At 59.0% G+C, this 16494-nt stretch carries 17 protein-coding genes; 10 read left to right on the top strand and 7 right to left on the bottom strand.

Going from position 1 to position 16494, the window contains the following annotated elements; genetic code table 11:
* Nucleotides 1-202: 202 nt before the first annotated feature.
* Complete coding sequence (ccmA, locus tag JZX87_RS25330; protein WP_206828698.1) at nucleotides 203-847, bottom strand: heme ABC exporter ATP-binding protein CcmA; 645 nt, start codon at nucleotides 845-847, stop codon at nucleotides 203-205.
* Between the two features lie 269 nt (nucleotides 848-1116).
* Between ccmA and acnA the strand changes: the two genes are divergently transcribed.
* Complete coding sequence (acnA, locus tag JZX87_RS25325) at nucleotides 1117-3810, top strand: aconitate hydratase AcnA (RefSeq protein WP_206828681.1); 2694 nt, start codon at nucleotides 1117-1119, stop codon at nucleotides 3808-3810.
* 217 nt (nucleotides 3811-4027) lie between these two features.
* Entirely contained in the window at nucleotides 4028-4765 is a 738-nt protein-coding gene (locus tag JZX87_RS25320; protein WP_206828680.1) for a sulfite exporter TauE/SafE family protein, read from the top strand.
* Nucleotides 4766-4829: 64 nt separating this feature from the next.
* Here JZX87_RS25320 and JZX87_RS31510 read toward each other — a convergent pair whose 3' ends face one another.
* On the bottom strand, nucleotides 4830-4955 hold the full coding sequence (locus JZX87_RS31510; RefSeq protein ID WP_286195048.1) for a hypothetical protein: 126 nt from the start codon (nucleotides 4953-4955) through the stop codon (nucleotides 4830-4832).
* Here JZX87_RS31510 and JZX87_RS25315 point away from each other — a divergent pair.
* Both JZX87_RS25315 and JZX87_RS25310 read left to right on the top strand, forming a co-directional pair.
* Entirely contained in the window at nucleotides 4954-5703 is a 750-nt protein-coding gene (locus JZX87_RS25315; RefSeq protein WP_206828679.1) for a DUF1223 domain-containing protein, read from the top strand. The genes JZX87_RS31510 and JZX87_RS25315 overlap by 2 nt on opposite strands.
* A gap of 364 nt (nucleotides 5704-6067) precedes the next feature.
* Entirely contained in the window at nucleotides 6068-6457 is a 390-nt protein-coding gene (locus JZX87_RS25310) for a DUF2794 domain-containing protein (protein ID WP_148147806.1), read from the top strand.
* A 30-nt stretch (nucleotides 6458-6487) separates the two neighbouring features.
* Here the strand turns inward: JZX87_RS25310 and JZX87_RS25305 are convergent, their stop codons facing one another.
* The 4 genes from JZX87_RS25305 to JZX87_RS25290 form a co-directional block, all read right to left on the bottom strand.
* Nucleotides 6488-7045, bottom strand: a complete 558-nt coding sequence (locus tag JZX87_RS25305) for a GNAT family N-acetyltransferase (protein WP_148147807.1) — start codon at nucleotides 7043-7045, stop codon at nucleotides 6488-6490.
* Nucleotides 7046-7163: 118 nt separating this feature from the next.
* On the bottom strand, nucleotides 7164-7901 hold the full coding sequence (locus tag JZX87_RS25300; RefSeq protein ID WP_148147808.1) for a Bax inhibitor-1/YccA family protein: 738 nt from the start codon (nucleotides 7899-7901) through the stop codon (nucleotides 7164-7166).
* A gap of 331 nt (nucleotides 7902-8232) precedes the next feature.
* Nucleotides 8233-10776, bottom strand: coding sequence for an ABC transporter permease (locus JZX87_RS25295; protein ID WP_206828678.1), 2544 nt, complete (start codon nucleotides 10774-10776; stop codon nucleotides 8233-8235).
* A complete protein-coding gene (locus JZX87_RS25290; RefSeq protein ID WP_500066944.1) occupies nucleotides 10773-11504 on the bottom strand; it encodes an ATP-binding cassette domain-containing protein in 732 nt (243 codons plus the stop codon). Before JZX87_RS25290 ends, JZX87_RS25295 begins: the two co-directional genes overlap by 4 nt.
* 55 nt (nucleotides 11505-11559) lie before the next feature.
* Here JZX87_RS25290 and JZX87_RS25285 point away from each other — a divergent pair, with 55 nt between their 5' ends.
* The 4 genes from JZX87_RS25285 (at nucleotide 11560) to JZX87_RS25270 (ending at nucleotide 13690) form a co-directional block, all read left to right on the top strand.
* Nucleotides 11560-12210 carry an arylesterase gene (locus tag JZX87_RS25285; protein WP_148147811.1) on the top strand — a complete coding sequence of 217 codons (651 nt, stop codon included), beginning with the start codon at nucleotides 11560-11562 and terminating at the stop codon, nucleotides 12208-12210.
* A gap of 69 nt (nucleotides 12211-12279) precedes the next feature.
* The gene (gene thpR, locus JZX87_RS25280; protein WP_183828492.1) at nucleotides 12280-12867 is read left to right on the top strand and encodes an RNA 2',3'-cyclic phosphodiesterase; all 588 of its coding nucleotides are present in this window, start codon (nucleotides 12280-12282) and stop codon (nucleotides 12865-12867) included.
* A 30-nt stretch (nucleotides 12868-12897) separates the two neighbouring features.
* Nucleotides 12898-13200 (top strand): 4a-hydroxytetrahydrobiopterin dehydratase, encoded by a 303-nt coding sequence (locus tag JZX87_RS25275; RefSeq protein ID WP_206828677.1) that lies wholly within the window; start codon nucleotides 12898-12900, stop codon nucleotides 13198-13200.
* Nucleotides 13201-13297: 97 nt separating this feature from the next.
* A complete protein-coding gene (locus tag JZX87_RS25270; protein ID WP_148147814.1) occupies nucleotides 13298-13690 on the top strand; it encodes a YkvA family protein in 393 nt (130 codons plus the stop codon).
* A 19-nt stretch (nucleotides 13691-13709) separates the two neighbouring features.
* On the opposite strand, the gene JZX87_RS25265 is transcribed toward JZX87_RS25270, so the two are convergent.
* Complete coding sequence (locus JZX87_RS25265) at nucleotides 13710-14270, bottom strand: sigma-70 family RNA polymerase sigma factor (RefSeq protein WP_206828676.1); 561 nt, start codon at nucleotides 14268-14270, stop codon at nucleotides 13710-13712.
* 254 nt (nucleotides 14271-14524) lie between these two features.
* Here JZX87_RS25265 and JZX87_RS25260 point away from each other — a divergent pair, with 254 nt between their 5' ends.
* Nucleotides 14525-15028, top strand: a complete 504-nt coding sequence (locus tag JZX87_RS25260) for an invasion associated locus B family protein (protein ID WP_183828488.1) — start codon at nucleotides 14525-14527, stop codon at nucleotides 15026-15028.
* Between the two features lie 218 nt (nucleotides 15029-15246).
* Nucleotides 15247-16491: a dual-specificity RNA methyltransferase RlmN gene (rlmN, locus tag JZX87_RS25255; protein WP_206828675.1), complete on the top strand. Its 1245-nt coding sequence runs from the start codon at nucleotides 15247-15249 to the stop codon at nucleotides 16489-16491.
* Nucleotides 16492-16494 lie beyond the last annotated feature (3 nt).

The following is a 16494-nucleotide window of genomic DNA, read 5'->3' as shown; positions in this document are numbered from 1 at the left end:
AGGTCACCCCCCTCTGCCCTGCCGGGCATCTCCCCCAAAAGGGGGGAGATCAGATGGGAGCTTGCTCCGCAGACCAAATCCGCCGTTCTGCGGGGCGCGTAGTTTTTGGATGAGCAAAGGTCATGCCGCTTGTGATCTCCCCCCGTGTGGGGGAGATGCCCGGCAGGGCAGAGGGGGGCTGACTGGGCGAGACGATAGTGGGTCACCACATCTCCTCCATCACCCCGGCAAACCCGGTCATCCGCAATTCCTGCGCATCCTCCAGCCCGAGCGACTGGTGCGTTGCCGCAAGGACGATGCCACCAGAGGCCAGATGCTGCTTTATCAGCGTCGTGAACACCTCTTCGGCATTCACATCTAGCGCCGCAGTCGGTTCATCCAGTATCCAGACCGGACGCCAGGCGACGAGCAGTTTTGCAAACGCCATGCGGCGCTGCTGGCCGGCGGAGAGATAGCCGAAAGGCAGATGGGTGATGCCTCCGAGCCCGACCGCTTCGGCTGCTTCGCCGATGCCTATGCCGGCATTTCCATTAAAATCACCGAGGAAATCGCGCCAGAAGGAAAGGTTCTCCGAGACCGTCAGTTCGGCCTTCATTGCGTTGCGATGGCCGAGATAATGGCAGGTTTCGGCGGCCCGCATGCCGACGTCAGCATCATCCTGCTCCCAGGTCACTCGCCCGCTTTCGGGCCGCAGAAGACCGGCCACGGCGCGCAGCAGTGTCGATTTTCCCGAGCCGTTTTTCCCCGTCAGGACAAGGCTTTCGCCCCCTTCCAAAGTGAAGGAAATGTCCTTGAAAATCAGGTCTTCGCCGCGTCTGGCGCTCAAGTTTTCGGCCGTCAGCCGCATCACGGAAACCTTGTTTAAGTTCTCAATCATCTAGCCGCAAAAAATCTTTTGCCCGCTGCGACAAAGTGTCTGGAAGGTTCTTAGAAACTATCTATATACATAGCAACCACGCCAGCGGCCGGCGTGATTTCCACTCAGCGCCGGACCTGAAGACCAAAATCTTCTCGTGCGGACAGCGGAAATGGTCGCACCCGCATCCTAAGTGCATTTCTAATGCATAGGCGTCCGCACGCGCGTGTTGGCTCTTGATATCAGCGGGGTTCTAATCCGTGACCAAGTCTATCGATAGCTTTCAATGTCGTTCCGTCCTTACCGTGGGCGGCAAGGACTATGTCTATTATTCACTGCCCAAGGCCGAAGCGAACGGTCTGGCGGGTGTTTCCAAGCTGCCCTTCTCGATGAAGGTGCTGCTTGAAAACCTGCTTCGTTTCGAAGACGGAAAGTCCGTCACCAAGGAGCAGATCCTCTCTATTGCCGAATGGCTGAGCAACAAGGGTCTGACTGAGGCCGAGATCGCCTATCGCCCGGCCCGCGTTCTGATGCAGGACTTCACCGGCGTTCCGGCGGTCGTCGATCTTGCCGCCATGCGTGACGGCATCAAGTCGCTCGGCGGCGATCCGGAAAAGATCAATCCGCTCGTGCCCGTCGATCTCGTGATCGACCACTCTGTCATCGTCGACGAATTCGGCACGCCGACTGCCTTCGCCCGCAATGTCGAGCTGGAATACCAGCGCAATGGCGAGCGTTACCGCTTCCTCAAATGGGGCCAGCAGGCGTTCAAGAATTTTCGCGTCGTGCCGCCCGGCACCGGCATCTGCCATCAGGTGAATTTCGAATATCTTGGCCAGACCGTCTGGACCAATGAAGAAGACGGTGAAGTCACCGCTTATCCTGATACCTGCGTTGGCACCGATAGCCATACCACGATGATTAACGGCCTTGGCGTTCTCGGCTGGGGTGTGGGCGGTATCGAAGCGGAAGCCTCGATGCTCGGCCAGCCGGTTTCGATGCTTCTGCCGGAAGTCATCGGCTTCAAGCTGACGGGTAAGCTGAAAGAGGGCGTCACCGCGACCGACCTCGTGCTCACCGTCGTGCAGATGCTGCGCAAAAAGGGCGTGGTTTCGAAATTCGTTGAATTCTTCGGTCCGGGCATGGACAACATGCCGGTCGCCGACCGTGCCACCATCGGCAACATGGGCCCGGAATACGGCGCGACCTGCGGCTTCTTCCCGGTCGACGCCGAAACCGTCAACTACCTCAACATGTCCGGCCGCACCAAGGAGCGTATCGCGCTCGTCGAAGCCTATTCGAAGGCGCAGGGCATGTGGCGTGAAACGGACGGTTCGGAGCTTGTCTTTACCGACACGCTGGAACTCGATCTCGGCGATGTCGTGCCTTCCATGGCCGGTCCGAAACGCCCGGAAGGCCGTATTCCGCTGGAAAACATTGCTTCCGGTTTCGCCGGCTCGATGGAAAGCGACTACAAGAAGCCGGGTCAGCTGGATAACCGTTATGCCGTCGAAGGCACGGATTTCGATCTCGGCCATGGCGATGTGGCAATTGCCGCCATCACGTCGTGCACCAACACCTCGAACCCGAGCGTGCTGATCGCAGCCGGCCTTCTCGCCCGCAACGCCGTTGCCAAGGGTTTGAAGACCGCGCCATGGGTGAAAACCTCGCTTGCACCGGGATCACAGGTCGTCGGCGAATATCTTGCCAAGTCCGGCTTGCAAAATGATCTCGATGCGCTTGGCTTCAACCTTGTCGGCTTCGGCTGCACGACCTGCATCGGAAATTCCGGCCCGCTGCCTGCGCCGATTTCCAAGACGATCAACGACAAGGGCCTGATCGTTTCGGGTGTGCTTTCCGGTAACCGAAACTTCGAAGGCCGTATCTCGCCGGATGTCCAGGCCAACTATCTGGCTTCGCCGCCGCTCGTCGTCGCTTATGCGCTGGCCGGCACGGTGCAGAAGGACCTGACGACGGAACCGCTTGGTATCGGCAGCGATGGCCAGCCGGTCTTCCTCAAGGATGTCTGGCCGACATCTGCTGAAGTGCAGGAGTTCATCGCCAAATACGTCACCCGCGAACTGTTCGAGAGCAAATATGCGGACGTGTTCAAGGGTGATGAAAACTGGCAGGCCGTGCAGATCCCGGATGGCGAGACCTATGCCTGGGACGACAAGTCGACCTATGTGCAGAACCCGCCTTACTTCGTCGGCATGGGCAAAAAGGGCTCGGGCCTGAAGGATATCAAGGGCGCCCGCGTGCTTGGTCTCTTCGGTGACAAGATCACCACCGACCACATTTCTCCGGCCGGTTCGATCAAGGCGTCCTCGCCGGCCGGTGCTTATCTTACCGAAAACGGCGTCGCCGTTGCAGACTTCAACCAGTACGGCACGCGTCGCGGCAATCACGAAGTGATGATGCGTGGCACGTTCGCCAATATTCGCATCCGCAACCACATGCTCGGCCCGAACGGCAAGGAAGGCGGCTACACCATCCACTATCCGTCGAAGGAAGAGATGTCGATTTACGATGCGGCGATGAAATACAAGGAAGAGGGCGTTCCACTGGTCATCTTCGCCGGTGTCGAATATGGCAACGGTTCGTCGCGCGACTGGGCTGCAAAGGGTACCAACCTCTTGGGCGTCAAGGCAGTGATCGCCCAGTCGTTCGAGCGTATCCATCGCTCGAACCTTGTCGGCATGGGCGTCGTTCCTTTCGTCTTCGAAGAGGGTACGACCTGGGCTTCGCTCAACCTCAAAGGTGACGAAGTCGTCACCATCGAGGGCCTCGAAGGCGATATCAAGCCGCGCGAATGGAAGACCGCCCAGATCACCTATGGCGACGGCACGGTGAAGGAGATCAACATCCTCTGCCGCATCGATACGCTCGACGAGGTTATCTACATGAACAATGGCGGCATCCTGCAGACGGTTCTGCGGGATCTCGCGGCTTAACGATATCAGCCACCCGCCGGGCATTCCGGCGGGTGGTTTTCAGTAATTGGGGCTCTCCTCAACCTAACCCTCTCCCCGCTTGCGGGGAGAGGGTACGGGGCCTACGCCGTTGTTGCACATGTGGCAGAGCGGTGCGGTACATTCCTTCTTCCCGCTCGCGGGGGAGAAGGTGCCGGCAGGCGGATGAGGGGCTGCTCTATCTCTCAGGCGTATTCTATTGTCCCTCATCATCTTCATCGGAATGGCCGTCACCGTTTTCCTGACGTCGCTGCTTTCCGGCATTTTCGGCATGGCCGGCGGGTTGATCCTGCTTTGGGTTCTGCTTTTCCTCTATCCCGTCGGCACCGCGATCGCGATCCAGGGCGTCATCCAGATGGTATCGAACGGATCGCGCGCCTGGTTTTCTCGCGCCTATATCGACTGGCGGATCCTTTCCATCCTGTGTTCCGGGGTAGCGCTGTCGGCGGTCGTCCTGTTCCTGACCAATTATACGCCGAGCCTGATCGTGGTTCTGATCGGCGTCGGGCTGATGCCGATCCTTGTCTGGCTGCCGGTCAACAGGTTGCAGCTTGACGCCTCACGGCCGTCGCATGCGTTTCTGGCGGGGCTTCTTTCCGGCGCGATGACGATCAGCGTCGGTGTCGCCGGTCCAACCGTCGATATCTTCTTCATCCGCACCCAGATGGACCGCCGCAAGATCATCGCCACCAAGGCGTCGATCCAGACGTTGTCGCATCTCGCCAAGATCGCCTTCTACTGGGATGCAGCCTCGCAGTTGCCGACTGTGGACGCGATCGCTGTGCTGATTGCTGCACCGATTGCGATCCTCGGCGCACGGGCCGGAAACGGTATTCTGCAGAAGATGACGGATGCAAACTTTCGCGCCTGGACCCGTTGGGTCGTGACCGGCGTAGGTGCGGTTTATCTCGCGCAGGGTTTGCTTAAGCTCGTCTAATCCCTCGGTGTTGCCCGAGTTGATTTTACAACCAAAAGGCGACGATTAATCACATTCTCCGTTCTCACCCCATCGTGACTTTCTCTTGAAATTGTGGATGGTTACTTTCCGCCAGCCCAGAGATTTGTTTTCTTTCCTGCCGATGGCAACCGCTTCTTGCGATTGCCCTGACAAAAGGTTCGTCATCCATGCCGTTTGCCTTGCGTGCCGTTATCGTCCTTGCGAGCCTGCTCGTTGGCAGTATCGCATCGGCCGGAGAGGTGCGGTCGCCAAAGGGCGTCGTCGAGCTTTTCACCTCGCAGGGCTGTGCTTCCTGTCCGCCGGCCGACAACACGCTGTCGCAGCTGGTGGCCCAGGGTGATCTCGTGGTGCTTTCCTATCATGTGGACTACTGGAACTATCTCGGCTGGACCGACACGCTGTCCTCCAAGGAAAACACCCAGCGGCAATATGGTTACGCCAAGACGATGGGGCGCAGTGGTGTCTACACGCCGCAGGCGATCATCAACGGCCGCGAGCATGTGAAGGGCACCGATCAGACGGTCATCAATGGCAAGGTCAATGATCTGCAGAAAGCCGGCAAGGGCCTGACCGTCCCCGTCGCTGCTACCATGCACGGGGACGAGATCGAGATCGAGATCGGCGAAGGGCAGGGACAGGCCGATGTCGTGGTTGCCTATTTCACCAAGCACCAGCAGGTGGACGTGACCAAGGGCGAAAACAGCGGCAAGAACATGGAATACTGGCATGCCGTTTACGACGTGCAGTCGGTCGGTATGTGGAACGGCCAGAAGATGACGCTGAAACTGCCCGGCAAGGCGCTTGGCAAGACCAAAAAGGACGGCTGCGCCATCCTCCTGCAGACATCTGGTTCAGGAGGCGAGCCTGCCTCGATCATCGGTGCGACGGTCTTGATGGCAGGCCGCAAAAAAGACTGACCGGATATTTTCCGAAGACGTTTCTGCCTTTTTTCAAAACAGGAAATCGTGCCCGGTCTTTGCCTGGGGCGAAACCGGCGGCCGTTTTTTTTCGATGAGCTTGGAAAGTTGTTGGATGGCCCGGCCCGGAAACATTGGGGGGCTGGGGGTAAGGGTCAATGCACCTGACCGGGCCAATGGCGCTAAACGCGCCAACCAACAGCCGCAACATGTATGCCGATTTTGGCGCTGTTTTGTCCGAATTTAGGCAGATGAAAAAATCTGTCCCGGCGGGGGACGCTTGCTGCAGCCTTCTCGATGACTTGCATTTTTGTACGGGTCGGGCACACTGTCATACCAAAGACATGTAACGTTTGGAGCTTTGATGGCCGATCAGTCTGATTTGCCAGCGGGCGCGCGGCCCCAGGATGCGGCCGTTGTCGTCAGTCTCAGCGAATACAAGCGGAGCCTTGACCCTGTTCCAGTGACATTTCACCGGCGCGAGCTGGATGCCATTCTCTGGATTTACGGCCGCATGGTCGGTGAAGGCGAGTGGAAGGACTATGCGATCGATCATCTGAAGGATCGGGCAGTCTTTTCCATCTTCAAACGATCCGGTGAGATGCCGCTTTTCCGAGTGGAGAAAAATCCCAAGCTTGCCGGCAAACAGGGCGCCTATTCGGTGATCAGCACTAACGGCATGATTCTCAAACGGGGTCATGAACTGCAGCAGGTGCTGAAGGTTTTCGACAAGGCTTTGAAGCTGATCGATTGATGCGCAGCGATGGGTGCTTACGACTCCGCGTTATCCCGCAAACAGCGTTCCGGGATAGGCTGCAAGATCCGGGTCGGTTTTAGTGCCTTCACCAAGCGAGACCTGCATCAGGACTGTATCCAGCCATTTCCCATGTTTGAAGCCCGTGCCTTTCAGCGTGCCGGTCATCTCGAAGCCGAGACTTTTGTGGACGGCAACCGAAGCGGGGCTGGCGCCGCCGATGACGGCTACCATCTGCCGGAAGCCGAGCGCTTCACAGCGGATCAGCAATTCCTTCAGCAGGGCCTTGCCGACGCCTTTGCCGCGGGCTTCGGGTGCGAGATAGATCGAATCCTCCACTAGCCAGCGATAGGCCGGGCGGGTGCGGAATGCTGAGGCATAGGCATAGCCGAGAAGGCTGCCGTCTTCCGCTTCCGCTGCGATATAGGGGTACCCTTTTTCGATGATGCCGGACTGGCGGCTGGTCATCTCGATCAGGTCGGGGGCAGTGATTTCGTAACTTGCAGTGCCGTTCAGCACGCTGTCACGATAGATTTCGGTGATGGCCGGAAGGTCGGCCGCAGTAGCATTGCGAATGGAAAATGTCATGGCGGGGAACAAGCGGGATGTTGGTTTGAAACTGTGTCCAGCCTAGGCTTGCTCAAAAAACCAGGCAACAAAAAAGGCGGCTCGAAAGCCGCCTTCTTCGTAACAATCACTCTTCCGCTTATTCGTCGCGGTTGCCCATGAACTGCAGCAGGAAGGTGAAGAGGTTGATGAAGTCGAGGTACAGGGTCAGTGCGCCCATGATGGCCATGCGGCCCGTCGTGGCGGAGTCGTGACCGTCCCAGTACATTTCCTTGATCTTCTGCGTGTCGTACGCGGTCAGGCCAGCGAAGATCAGCACGCCGATGGCGGAGATCGCGAAGCCCATTGCAGACGACTGTAGGAAGATGTTGACGATCGACGCGATGATCAGGCCGAACAGACCCATGATCAGGAACGAGCCGAGGCCGGACAGGTCCTTCTTCGTCGTGTAGCCGTAAAGCGACAGGGCGCCAAACGATGCTGCGGTGACGAAGAATGTCTGAACGATGCTCTGGCCGGTGAAGACCAGGAAGATCGAGGACAGCGAGAGACCCATCAGTGCGGCATAGACCCAGAAGGTCATCTGCGCAGCCGGAACGCTCATCTTGTTGATGCGGAAGCTCAGGAAGAACACCATGCCCAGCGGAGCCAGCATGATAACCCACTTGAGCGGACCGCCGTAAAGCGCCTGTGCAACGGCCGGGTTGGAGGCCGCGAATGCATAGGTGCCGTAAGCAGCAACACCGGTGATCGCAAGTCCGAGTGCCATCAGGTTGTAGACCCGAAGCATGTAGGCGCGCAGGCCTGCATCGATCATCTCACCGGACTGCGCACGGGACTGCGCCATTCGGTTCTGGTAGTTGTTGAAGTCAGCCATTGTTTCCTCTTTAAGCTCCGGAATTACTACGGTGTCGGGCCCCCTAATATATGACCCAGGCGCCGCTGCGGAGCTCCAGCAAGCCTGACGTAGAATATGATGCGAGATCGCTTTGCATACAAGGGGTTCGCCGCTGGAAAACATCAACTGCGCGTGTAATTTAGCAACCTCTGGGATATTATTGCGCGAATTCGACGGATATTTCCGGTATTTTGCAACCCCTGAGTGATCAGGGCGTTTTCACGCTTCTTCGAACCTCGAAACTGTCCTATCTCTTTGTTTTGGTGTAACCCCGGACACAAAGCCGGTTCTGGCTTATGCTGGAATGACCCTAGAGTTCCCGCAACACCGGAGCCGCCTTCTGGCCGAGAATGCGCCAGGTGCCAATAAGGCCGATACCGACCGTCAGAACCAGCGAGATCACAAGCGTGAATACCGCGACGTCCGGCAGGAAGGAGGATGGCATGCGCATGATGCGGGCAACCACGAACCAGGCCGACAATCCGCCGGCAAGCAGCGCGAAGACCGCGGTCGCCGTGCCGAGGATCAGGTATTCGTAACCGAAGGCACGCATCAGCATGCGGCGCGTACCGCCGAGCGTCTTCAGCACGACCGCATCATGGGTGCGGGCTCGGTTGCCGGCGGCGAGCGCACCGGCCAGGACCAGAACCGACGCGACGAGCGCGACTGCCGCTGCCGCACGGATGGCGGTTGCAAGCTGACCGACCAGCTGATCGACCAGGTCGATCGCATCCTTGACCCTGACGCTTGTGATCGTTGGATAGGCCGTGGTTACTGTTCTCAGGATTTCGGCTTCCTTCGCTGCCGAAGCGGATGGCTCAGTCAAGGTTGCCAGCCAGGCGTGGGGTGCGCCGCGGAAGGTGTTGGGCGAAAAGACCATGACGAAATTGATCGAGAGCGATTCCCACTCGACATTGCGAAAACTGGCGATTTTTGCGGTAATGTTGCGGCCTAGAACATTGACGGTGACGGTGTCGCCGAGCTTCAGGCCAAGTTCGCCCGCCTCTTCCGCAGAGAAGGAGACGAGGGGTTCGCCGTCATAATCTTCCGGCCACCATTCGCCAGCGGTCAGCGTCGAGCTTTCCGGCTTTTTCTTCGCGTAGGTAATGCCGCGGTCGCCGCGCAGAACCCAGCGGCCTTCCGGCGGGACGTTCATCTGGCTGACGTCCTTGCCATTGAAGGCGAGAATGCGCCCGCGCAGCATCGGAACCTCGAAGACCTTTCCTTCGGGAGCCTGCGTCTTCAACAGCTGCCGGAAGCCGTCGACTTCGGCGCTCTGGACGTCGACGAAGAAGAAGTTCGGCGCCCCTTGGGTGATGCGCCCGGTCAGCTGATTGCGCATGTTGCCGTCGATCAGCGCCAGTGTCACGAGCAGCGCGAGACCGAGGCCGAGCGACAATACGACGGATGGCGTCAGTGCGCCGGGGCGGTGAATGTTTCCGATCGCCAGGCGGAGGGCGGGCGAGTTGACTCGCGGGCTCCGTCGGGCAAGCGCCGCAATGCCGGCGGCGACCACTCGCAGCAGAAGGAAGGCTCCGGCAACCGCGAGAAGGAAGACGGAGGCGATGCGCCGGTCGTCGGCCCAGAAGATAGCCAGCGCCGCGAGTGCCGCGAGTGCCGCTCCGGCTGCGAGCAGATAGGGCCATGACGGCAGGCGCCTTGCCTCGAAACCCTGTTCACGGAACAGCGCCGTTGCCGGCACTTCCCGCGCGTGGCCGAGTGGCAGGATGGTGAAGGAGAAGGTGACGAGCAGGCCGAAGGCGGACGCTATCGCCAGAGCGCCGCCATAGATGGTTGCTTGTTCGGGAACGGGCAGCACGCCTTCGAGATAACGGAAGGCGATGAAGGGCGAGATCGCGCCGATCACGAGGCCGACGACAATTCCGATCGCGGCCAGAAGCATGATCTGGAAAAGATAGATCATCGTCACGACCGAGGCCGGAGCGCCGAGGCATTTGAATGTGGCGATGGTCGTCCGTTTGGCATCGAGGAAAGCGCGCACCGCATTGGCGATGCCGACGCCGCCTACGATGAGAGCCGTGAGGCCGACAAGCGTGAGGAATTGCGAGAAACGGTCGATATTTTCGGCAAGCGAAGGCGCGGCGCGATCGCTGGTGCGCACCGACCAGCCGGCATCGGGGAAATCACGGTTTGCGCGGGTGACGAGTGCGGATCGGGTCGAGGGGGCCTCGAGACGAATCTTGTAAGAATGCTCGACAAGGCTGCCGATGGTGATCAGGCCGGATGCGGCGATGGCATCTCCGCTGATCATCAGTCTTGGTGCAAAACCGAAACCGTCGGACAGGGCGTCGGGTTCATTGACGATCGTGCCTTTAAGCACAAGGCGGGTATTTCCCAGAAGGAGTTCGTCGCCGACCGAAAGGCCCAGCCGCTCCAGAAGCAGCGGCGCGGCGACGGCACCGAAGGTATTTCCCTGTTGTGCCAGAAGCTGGTCAATCGGCTGCTGAGGATCGGTCTGCATCTGCCCGTAGAGCGGGTAAGCGCCGTCGACACCCTTGACCTCGACCAGCGCCTGGCCGGAGCCGTCCGGCATCCGCGCCATCGAGCGCAAGCCGGTCGAGACGCTAACTTCACCGAGGCCATCAAGGAAGGCACGTTCCTTTTCGCTGGCTTCGCGGTTGTTGAGTTCGAAGCGGATGTCGCCGGCGAGCAGTGCCTGGCCCTGATTGGCAATTGCACCGGTGATCGCCGTCGAGACGGAATTGACGGTCGCGATCGCTCCGGTTCCAAGTGCGATACAGGCGAGGAAGATGTAGAAGCCGCCGAGACCGCCGCGCATTTCGCGCAGCGCCAGACGGAAGGCGATGGAGATACGGGCGATCGCCGCACTCATGCCGACACCGCCTGACCGGCGGTGCGGGCGGCGCTATCCTCGACGATTTCGCCGGATCTTACGCGGATCTGGCGCGAGCAGCGAGCCGCAAGACTGTTGTCGTGGGTGACGAGAAGCAGCGTCATGCCGCGCTCGGCCTGCTTTGAAAACAAAAGATCGGCGATCTGCCTTCCTGTTTCGGTATCGAGATTACCGGTCGGCTCGTCGGCGATCAGCAGCGCGGGCGAGGGGGCGAGCGCACGGGCGATCGCCACGCGCTGCTGTTCGCCACCGGAAAGCTGGCCGGGATAGTGGCTGAGCCTTTCGCCCAGGCCAACCGCCGTCAATTCGCGCCTGGCAATGTCGAAGGCGTCGGAAACGCCGGCGAGCTCCAGCGGCACGGCGACGTTTTCCAGCGCCGTCATGTTGGCGATCAGATGAAAGGACTGGAAGACGATGCCGATGTTGCGGCCGCGGAATTCTGCCAGCACATCCTCGGAAAAGCTGTGAAGGGGTTCGCCCTTGATGAAGATTTCGCCGCTGTCCAGCCGTTCGAGACCGGCCAGAACCATCAGCAGGGTCGATTTGCCGGAACCGGACGGGCCGATGATGCCGACGGCTTCGCCGGCTGCGATCGTCAGGTCGATGCCTTTCAGTACATGGACGGAGGCTGCAGCGCTTCCGAGAGTGAGGTCGGCATTTTTGAGGTCGATAACGGTTTCAGTCAAAGCGAATAACCCTATATCCATGGAGTAGTGCCGGGCTTTTGCTGCAGCGCAGTTGTAGAAATCTAGGAGACGTGAGTTGAGTTTTAAAGCAAGCCTTCTTCACTTCATCGTCATGGTTGCTCTCTTTGCCGGCTCAGGTTCGGCCAAAGCGCAGGAGAAGGCGATCAATCTGGTTGGTTTCGGCGACAGCCTGATGGCCGGATATCAGCTCGCGCCCTCGGAATCCTACACGGCCCAGCTGGAGGCGGCGCTGAAAGCCAAGGGGCTGAATGTGATGATTACCAATGCGGGCGTTTCGGGTGATACGACTTCCGGCGGCCTTTCGCGCATCGACTGGTCGGTTCCGGACGGGACGGGCGGCGTCATTCTCGAACTCGGCGCCAATGATGCGCTGCGCGGCATTGCGCCCGAACAATCGGAAAAGAACCTCGATGCCATGCTGACGCGGCTGAAGGAACGCGGCATCAAGGTTCTCCTGGCCGGCATTCTGGCGCCGCCGAATATGGGGGGCGACTATGCGGAAAAGTTCAATCCGATCTACAAAAGGCTCGCCGAAAAACATGCCGTGCCGGTCTATCCATTCTTTCTCGACGGGGTCACGACCGTGCCGGGCATGCAGCTCGAAGACGGAATGCATCCGAACGCAAGGGGCGTGGCCGTGATGGTCGAGCGTACTCTCCCCATGGTGGAATCATTTTTAGGGGAGATCAGTTCAGCCACAAAATAACAACTTGCACGGAACGAGATTGCGTGTTCCGCTATTGATATCTGCTAGAGATTCGAGGAGGTTCTGCGTATGCCGAGACTTTTCACCGCCCTCGAAGTCCCGCGCCATGTTGCCTTGAGCCTGTCCCTCCTTCGGGGTGGAATACCGGGCGCGCGATGGATCGACGTCGAGAATTATCATATCACCCTGCGCTTCATCGGCGATGTCGACAACCGTACCGCCGACGAGATCGTTGATCGGCTGGACCGGATCGACCGGCCCGAATTCCAGGCGCAACTGACAGGTATCGGCTCTTTCGGATCGAAGAAGCCGCATTCTATCTGGGCCGGTGTCTCAATTTCTCCAGATATGCTGGCGCTGCAGGCCGAAATCGAGCGGATCTGCCAGCGGATCGCACTGCCGCCCGATCCGCGCAAGTTCATGCCGCATGTGACACTTGCAAGATTGAAGCACTGCCGTCTCGACGACGTGGTGCACTACCTCTCGGGCCGGGGCAATTTTCATACCGCGCCGTTCAAGGTCTCGCGTTTCGTGCTCCTGTCTTCAAAGGAATCCGTCGGCGGAGGTCCATATGTGACCGAAGAGATCTTTTCCTTGAGGGATGACAGTTACGCCTACGAATATAGTGACGCGGAAACGGCGAAGAGCTATTTCTAAGAGAGCTGTTTCTGAAAGGGCGTTGCGCCCATGAGTTGCGAATTGCTGGAACCGGACGAGGTCAGCCGGGAGTTGGCCAAGCTCGAAGGCTGGGAGCTTTCGGCGGATGGTCTTGCTATTCGCAAATGCTTCAAATTCCGATCTTTTGCCGAGGCATTCGGTTTCATGACAGAATGCGCGTTGGCTGCGGAAAAGCTCGATCATCATCCCGACTGGAGCAACAGTTATTCCCGCGTGGATGTCAAATTGACGACGCATGCGAGGAAGCAGTTGACCGACCGTGATTTCCGCCTCGCCGCAATGATGGACCAGGCCTGGGGGCGGCGCCTTTGAAAGGCCGCCGCCTTTGAGATACTGGCGCCTTTGAAAGACCATTGTCGCTCTCCATATAGAAAACGTGAAATCGATGAAGGTCTCCAACGGAGCGCTCATGGACGACGTAAAGATCGGTGAAATTCTCCTGCCCGGCGACGATGACACCCAGGATCGTCGCGAAAAGCAGGTGCGTGCAAAATTCTGGCCGACGCTGAAGCGGGCGGTGAAGTTCGTGCCGTTCAGCCGGGATTTGGTGGCTGCCTATTACTGCGCTGTCGATCCGAAGACACCGACCAGAGTGCGCGGTGTGCTTCTGGCGGCACTCGCCTATTTCGTGCTGCCCTTCGATCTGGTGCCGGATATGTTCGTCATGGTCGGCTTTACCGATGACGTCGCGGTACTGGCGGCGGCGCTGAGATTGATACAGGGCCATATCGCCGATCGCCATTATGACGCGGCGGATCAGGTTCTTGCCGACGATCCCGATATCGCAAAAGCTCGGGCCTGATCTGAGGCCAGATGCAGTCTTACGGCGCCGCCGCGTCTTCGAGCGCGCGGCGCAAATGCCGGAACGCAAGCCGGATGCGGGATTTCACCGTGCCGAGTGGAAGACCGGTAGCCTCGGCAATTTCTGTGTGAGTTTGGCCGAGGAAAAAGGCGGCCTTGACCAGTTCCATCTGTTCGCCCGGTATCCTACTCAGCGCCTCACGCACCCGTGCGTCGCGTTCTTTGACTTCGACAGATAAGTCGGTCGCCTGCATATCCATCATCTGCCACTGCGCATCACCGAGCGCATCCTTGCCCTTGGCGCGCCGTTGCGCATCCAGGCGGCGATTGCGCGCGATGCGGTACAGCCAGGTAGAAAGCGAGGATTTTTGCGGGTCGTAGAGGGACGCACGATGCCAGAGTACGGTCATCACTTCCTGGACAAGCTCTTCCGCTTCATCGACGGGAATTCGCTGGCTCATCAGCCAGGTTTTCAATCGGGGCGCAAAGTGATCGAAGAGCACGCCAAAGGCTGCCTGATCACGCTCCATGGCGACAGCCCTGGTCAAGCGCGCAAAGTAGTCCCGATCGTCACCCTGCATCCAAACTACGCAATTCTTTCAAAGCCTAGATTCGCATCTATGCAACCATACTAATGTCATTGCGTGAGTTTGGAAGAGGACAAACTGTTGCCCTATTCCTTGTGTCATTGACAGCACATTACAGCGAGCGCGCAACCAATTCCAATGTTGACGGATTGGTAACCAGAATTAAGTCAAAATGAACCAGATCATGGCCCGCTTCACCCACCCCTTACCGTTGAAGCGTCACGTATAACAAAACTCGGCAGGAAACCATGTCCGCACGCACAGTCGCACTCGCCCTTGCTCTTACCTTCGTAAGCGCAGGCATCGCCTCGGCTCAGACGCCGACCCGCATCCAGCAATTCAAGGCATGGGGTGCCTATTCGTACAAGTCCGGCAACAGCACGGTCTGCTATGTCCTTTCCGTTCCGACCACCAAGGAACCTGCCAGCGTCGATCACGGTGACATTTTCTTCATCGTGTCGCAACGTCCGGGCCAGAGCGTTTCCTATGAGCCGCAGGCAATGGTCGGTTATCCGCTGCAGGCCAATTCGAAGGTGACGGTCACCATCGACGGCAAGAATTTTACCATGTTCACCAAGGAAAAGGCTGCCTGGGTCGAGAATGCGGCGGAAGAGCCGGCACTCGTCAACGCGATGAAGACCGGCCACAATATGAGCGTCAGCGCCGTTTCCGGCCGTGGCACGAAAACCAATTACGCCTATTCTCTGCAGGGCATTTCGGCTGCACTGAAGCAAATCGAAACCTGCAAGTAAGCGGCACGCCGTCGATTTAAGCGGAGGCCGGTCGTTCGACCGGCCTTTCGTGTTTGTTGAAGACAGGGTGACGCCGGCCTATTTTGATGCTAAAGCCCGCGCCAACATGGTCGGGCCTGATGTTGCCACGACCGATACAGGTTTCACGCACAGACATGCCCCAGCCCTTCCGCCTACCTAAGCGGTGGCGATGTGCATGTGCTCGAACGGGATAGAATATGTCAGTCACAGAGGCCATTGCCCCCGGTGCCATCGCCAAGAAGCCGCTGGTTGCCAATCCGGATCTTTTCACGTCCAAGCCCTCGCTGATCGGCCTGACGCGGCCGCAGATGGCGAAAGCCCTGCATGAGAAAGGCGTGCAGGAAAAGCAGCTGCGCATGCGCGTGAACCAGCTATGGCACTGGCTCTATATCCGCGGCGTTTCCGATTTCGATGCGATGACCAATGTCGCCAAAGACATGCGCGAGATGCTGAAAGAGCATTTCACCATCGCGCGTCCCGAAATCGTCGAGGAGCAGATCTCGAATGACGGCACGCGAAAGTGGCTGTTGCGCTTTCCGTCGCGTGGTGCCGGTCGTCCGGTCGAGATCGAGACCGTCTATATTCCGGAAGAAGGCCGCGGCACGTTGTGCATTTCCAGTCAGGTCGGCTGCACGCTCACCTGTTCCTTCTGTCACACCGGCACGCAGAAGCTGGTGCGCAACCTGACGGCGGAAGAAATCCTGTCGCAGCTTCTGCTCGCCCGCGAACGGCTGGGCGATTTTCCGGGTGCCGATACGCCGCCCGGCGCTTTCGTTCCGACCGGCGACCGCAAGGTCACCAATATCGTCATGATGGGCATGGGCGAGCCGCTCTACAATTTCGACAGCGTCAAGACAGCGCTTCTGATCGCCACCGATGGCGACGGCCTGTCCTTGTCGAAGCGTCGCGTTACGCTGTCCACCTCGGGTGTCGTGCCGGAAATCTATCGGACCGGCGAAGAGATCGGCGTGATGCTGGCAATCTCGCTGCATGCGGTGCGCGACGAGCTGCGCGACATGCTGGTGCCGATCAACAAGAAGTATCCGCTGAAGGAACTGCTCGACGCCTGCCGGGCCTATCCGAGCCTGTCGAATGCCCGCCGCATCACCTTCGAATATGTGATGCTGAAGGACGTCAACGACAGTCTGGAGGACGCCAAGCTGATGGTTCAGCTGCTCAAGGGCATTCCAGCGAAGATCAACCTCATTCCGTTCAATCCGTGGCCGGGCACCAATTATCAGTGCTCGGACTGGGAGACGATCGAGAAATTTGCCGATTTCATCAACGCGGCGGGTTACGCCTCGCCGATCCGCACTCCGCGCGGTCGCGACATCCTGGCGGCCTGTGGCCAGCTGAAGTCGGAATCGGAACGCATGCGCAAGACCGAGCGTCTCGCCTTCGAGGCCATGATGATCGCCGGCCACGGTGAGGACGACGACTGAGCC

It is taken from the genome of Agrobacterium sp. Ap1 (assembly GCF_017313375.1).
Taxonomy (GTDB): domain Bacteria; phylum Pseudomonadota; class Alphaproteobacteria; order Rhizobiales; family Rhizobiaceae; genus Neorhizobium; species Neorhizobium cellulosilyticum.
Note: the sequence above shows the minus strand (reverse complement) of the source record. Positions and strands in the feature narration are given on the sequence as shown.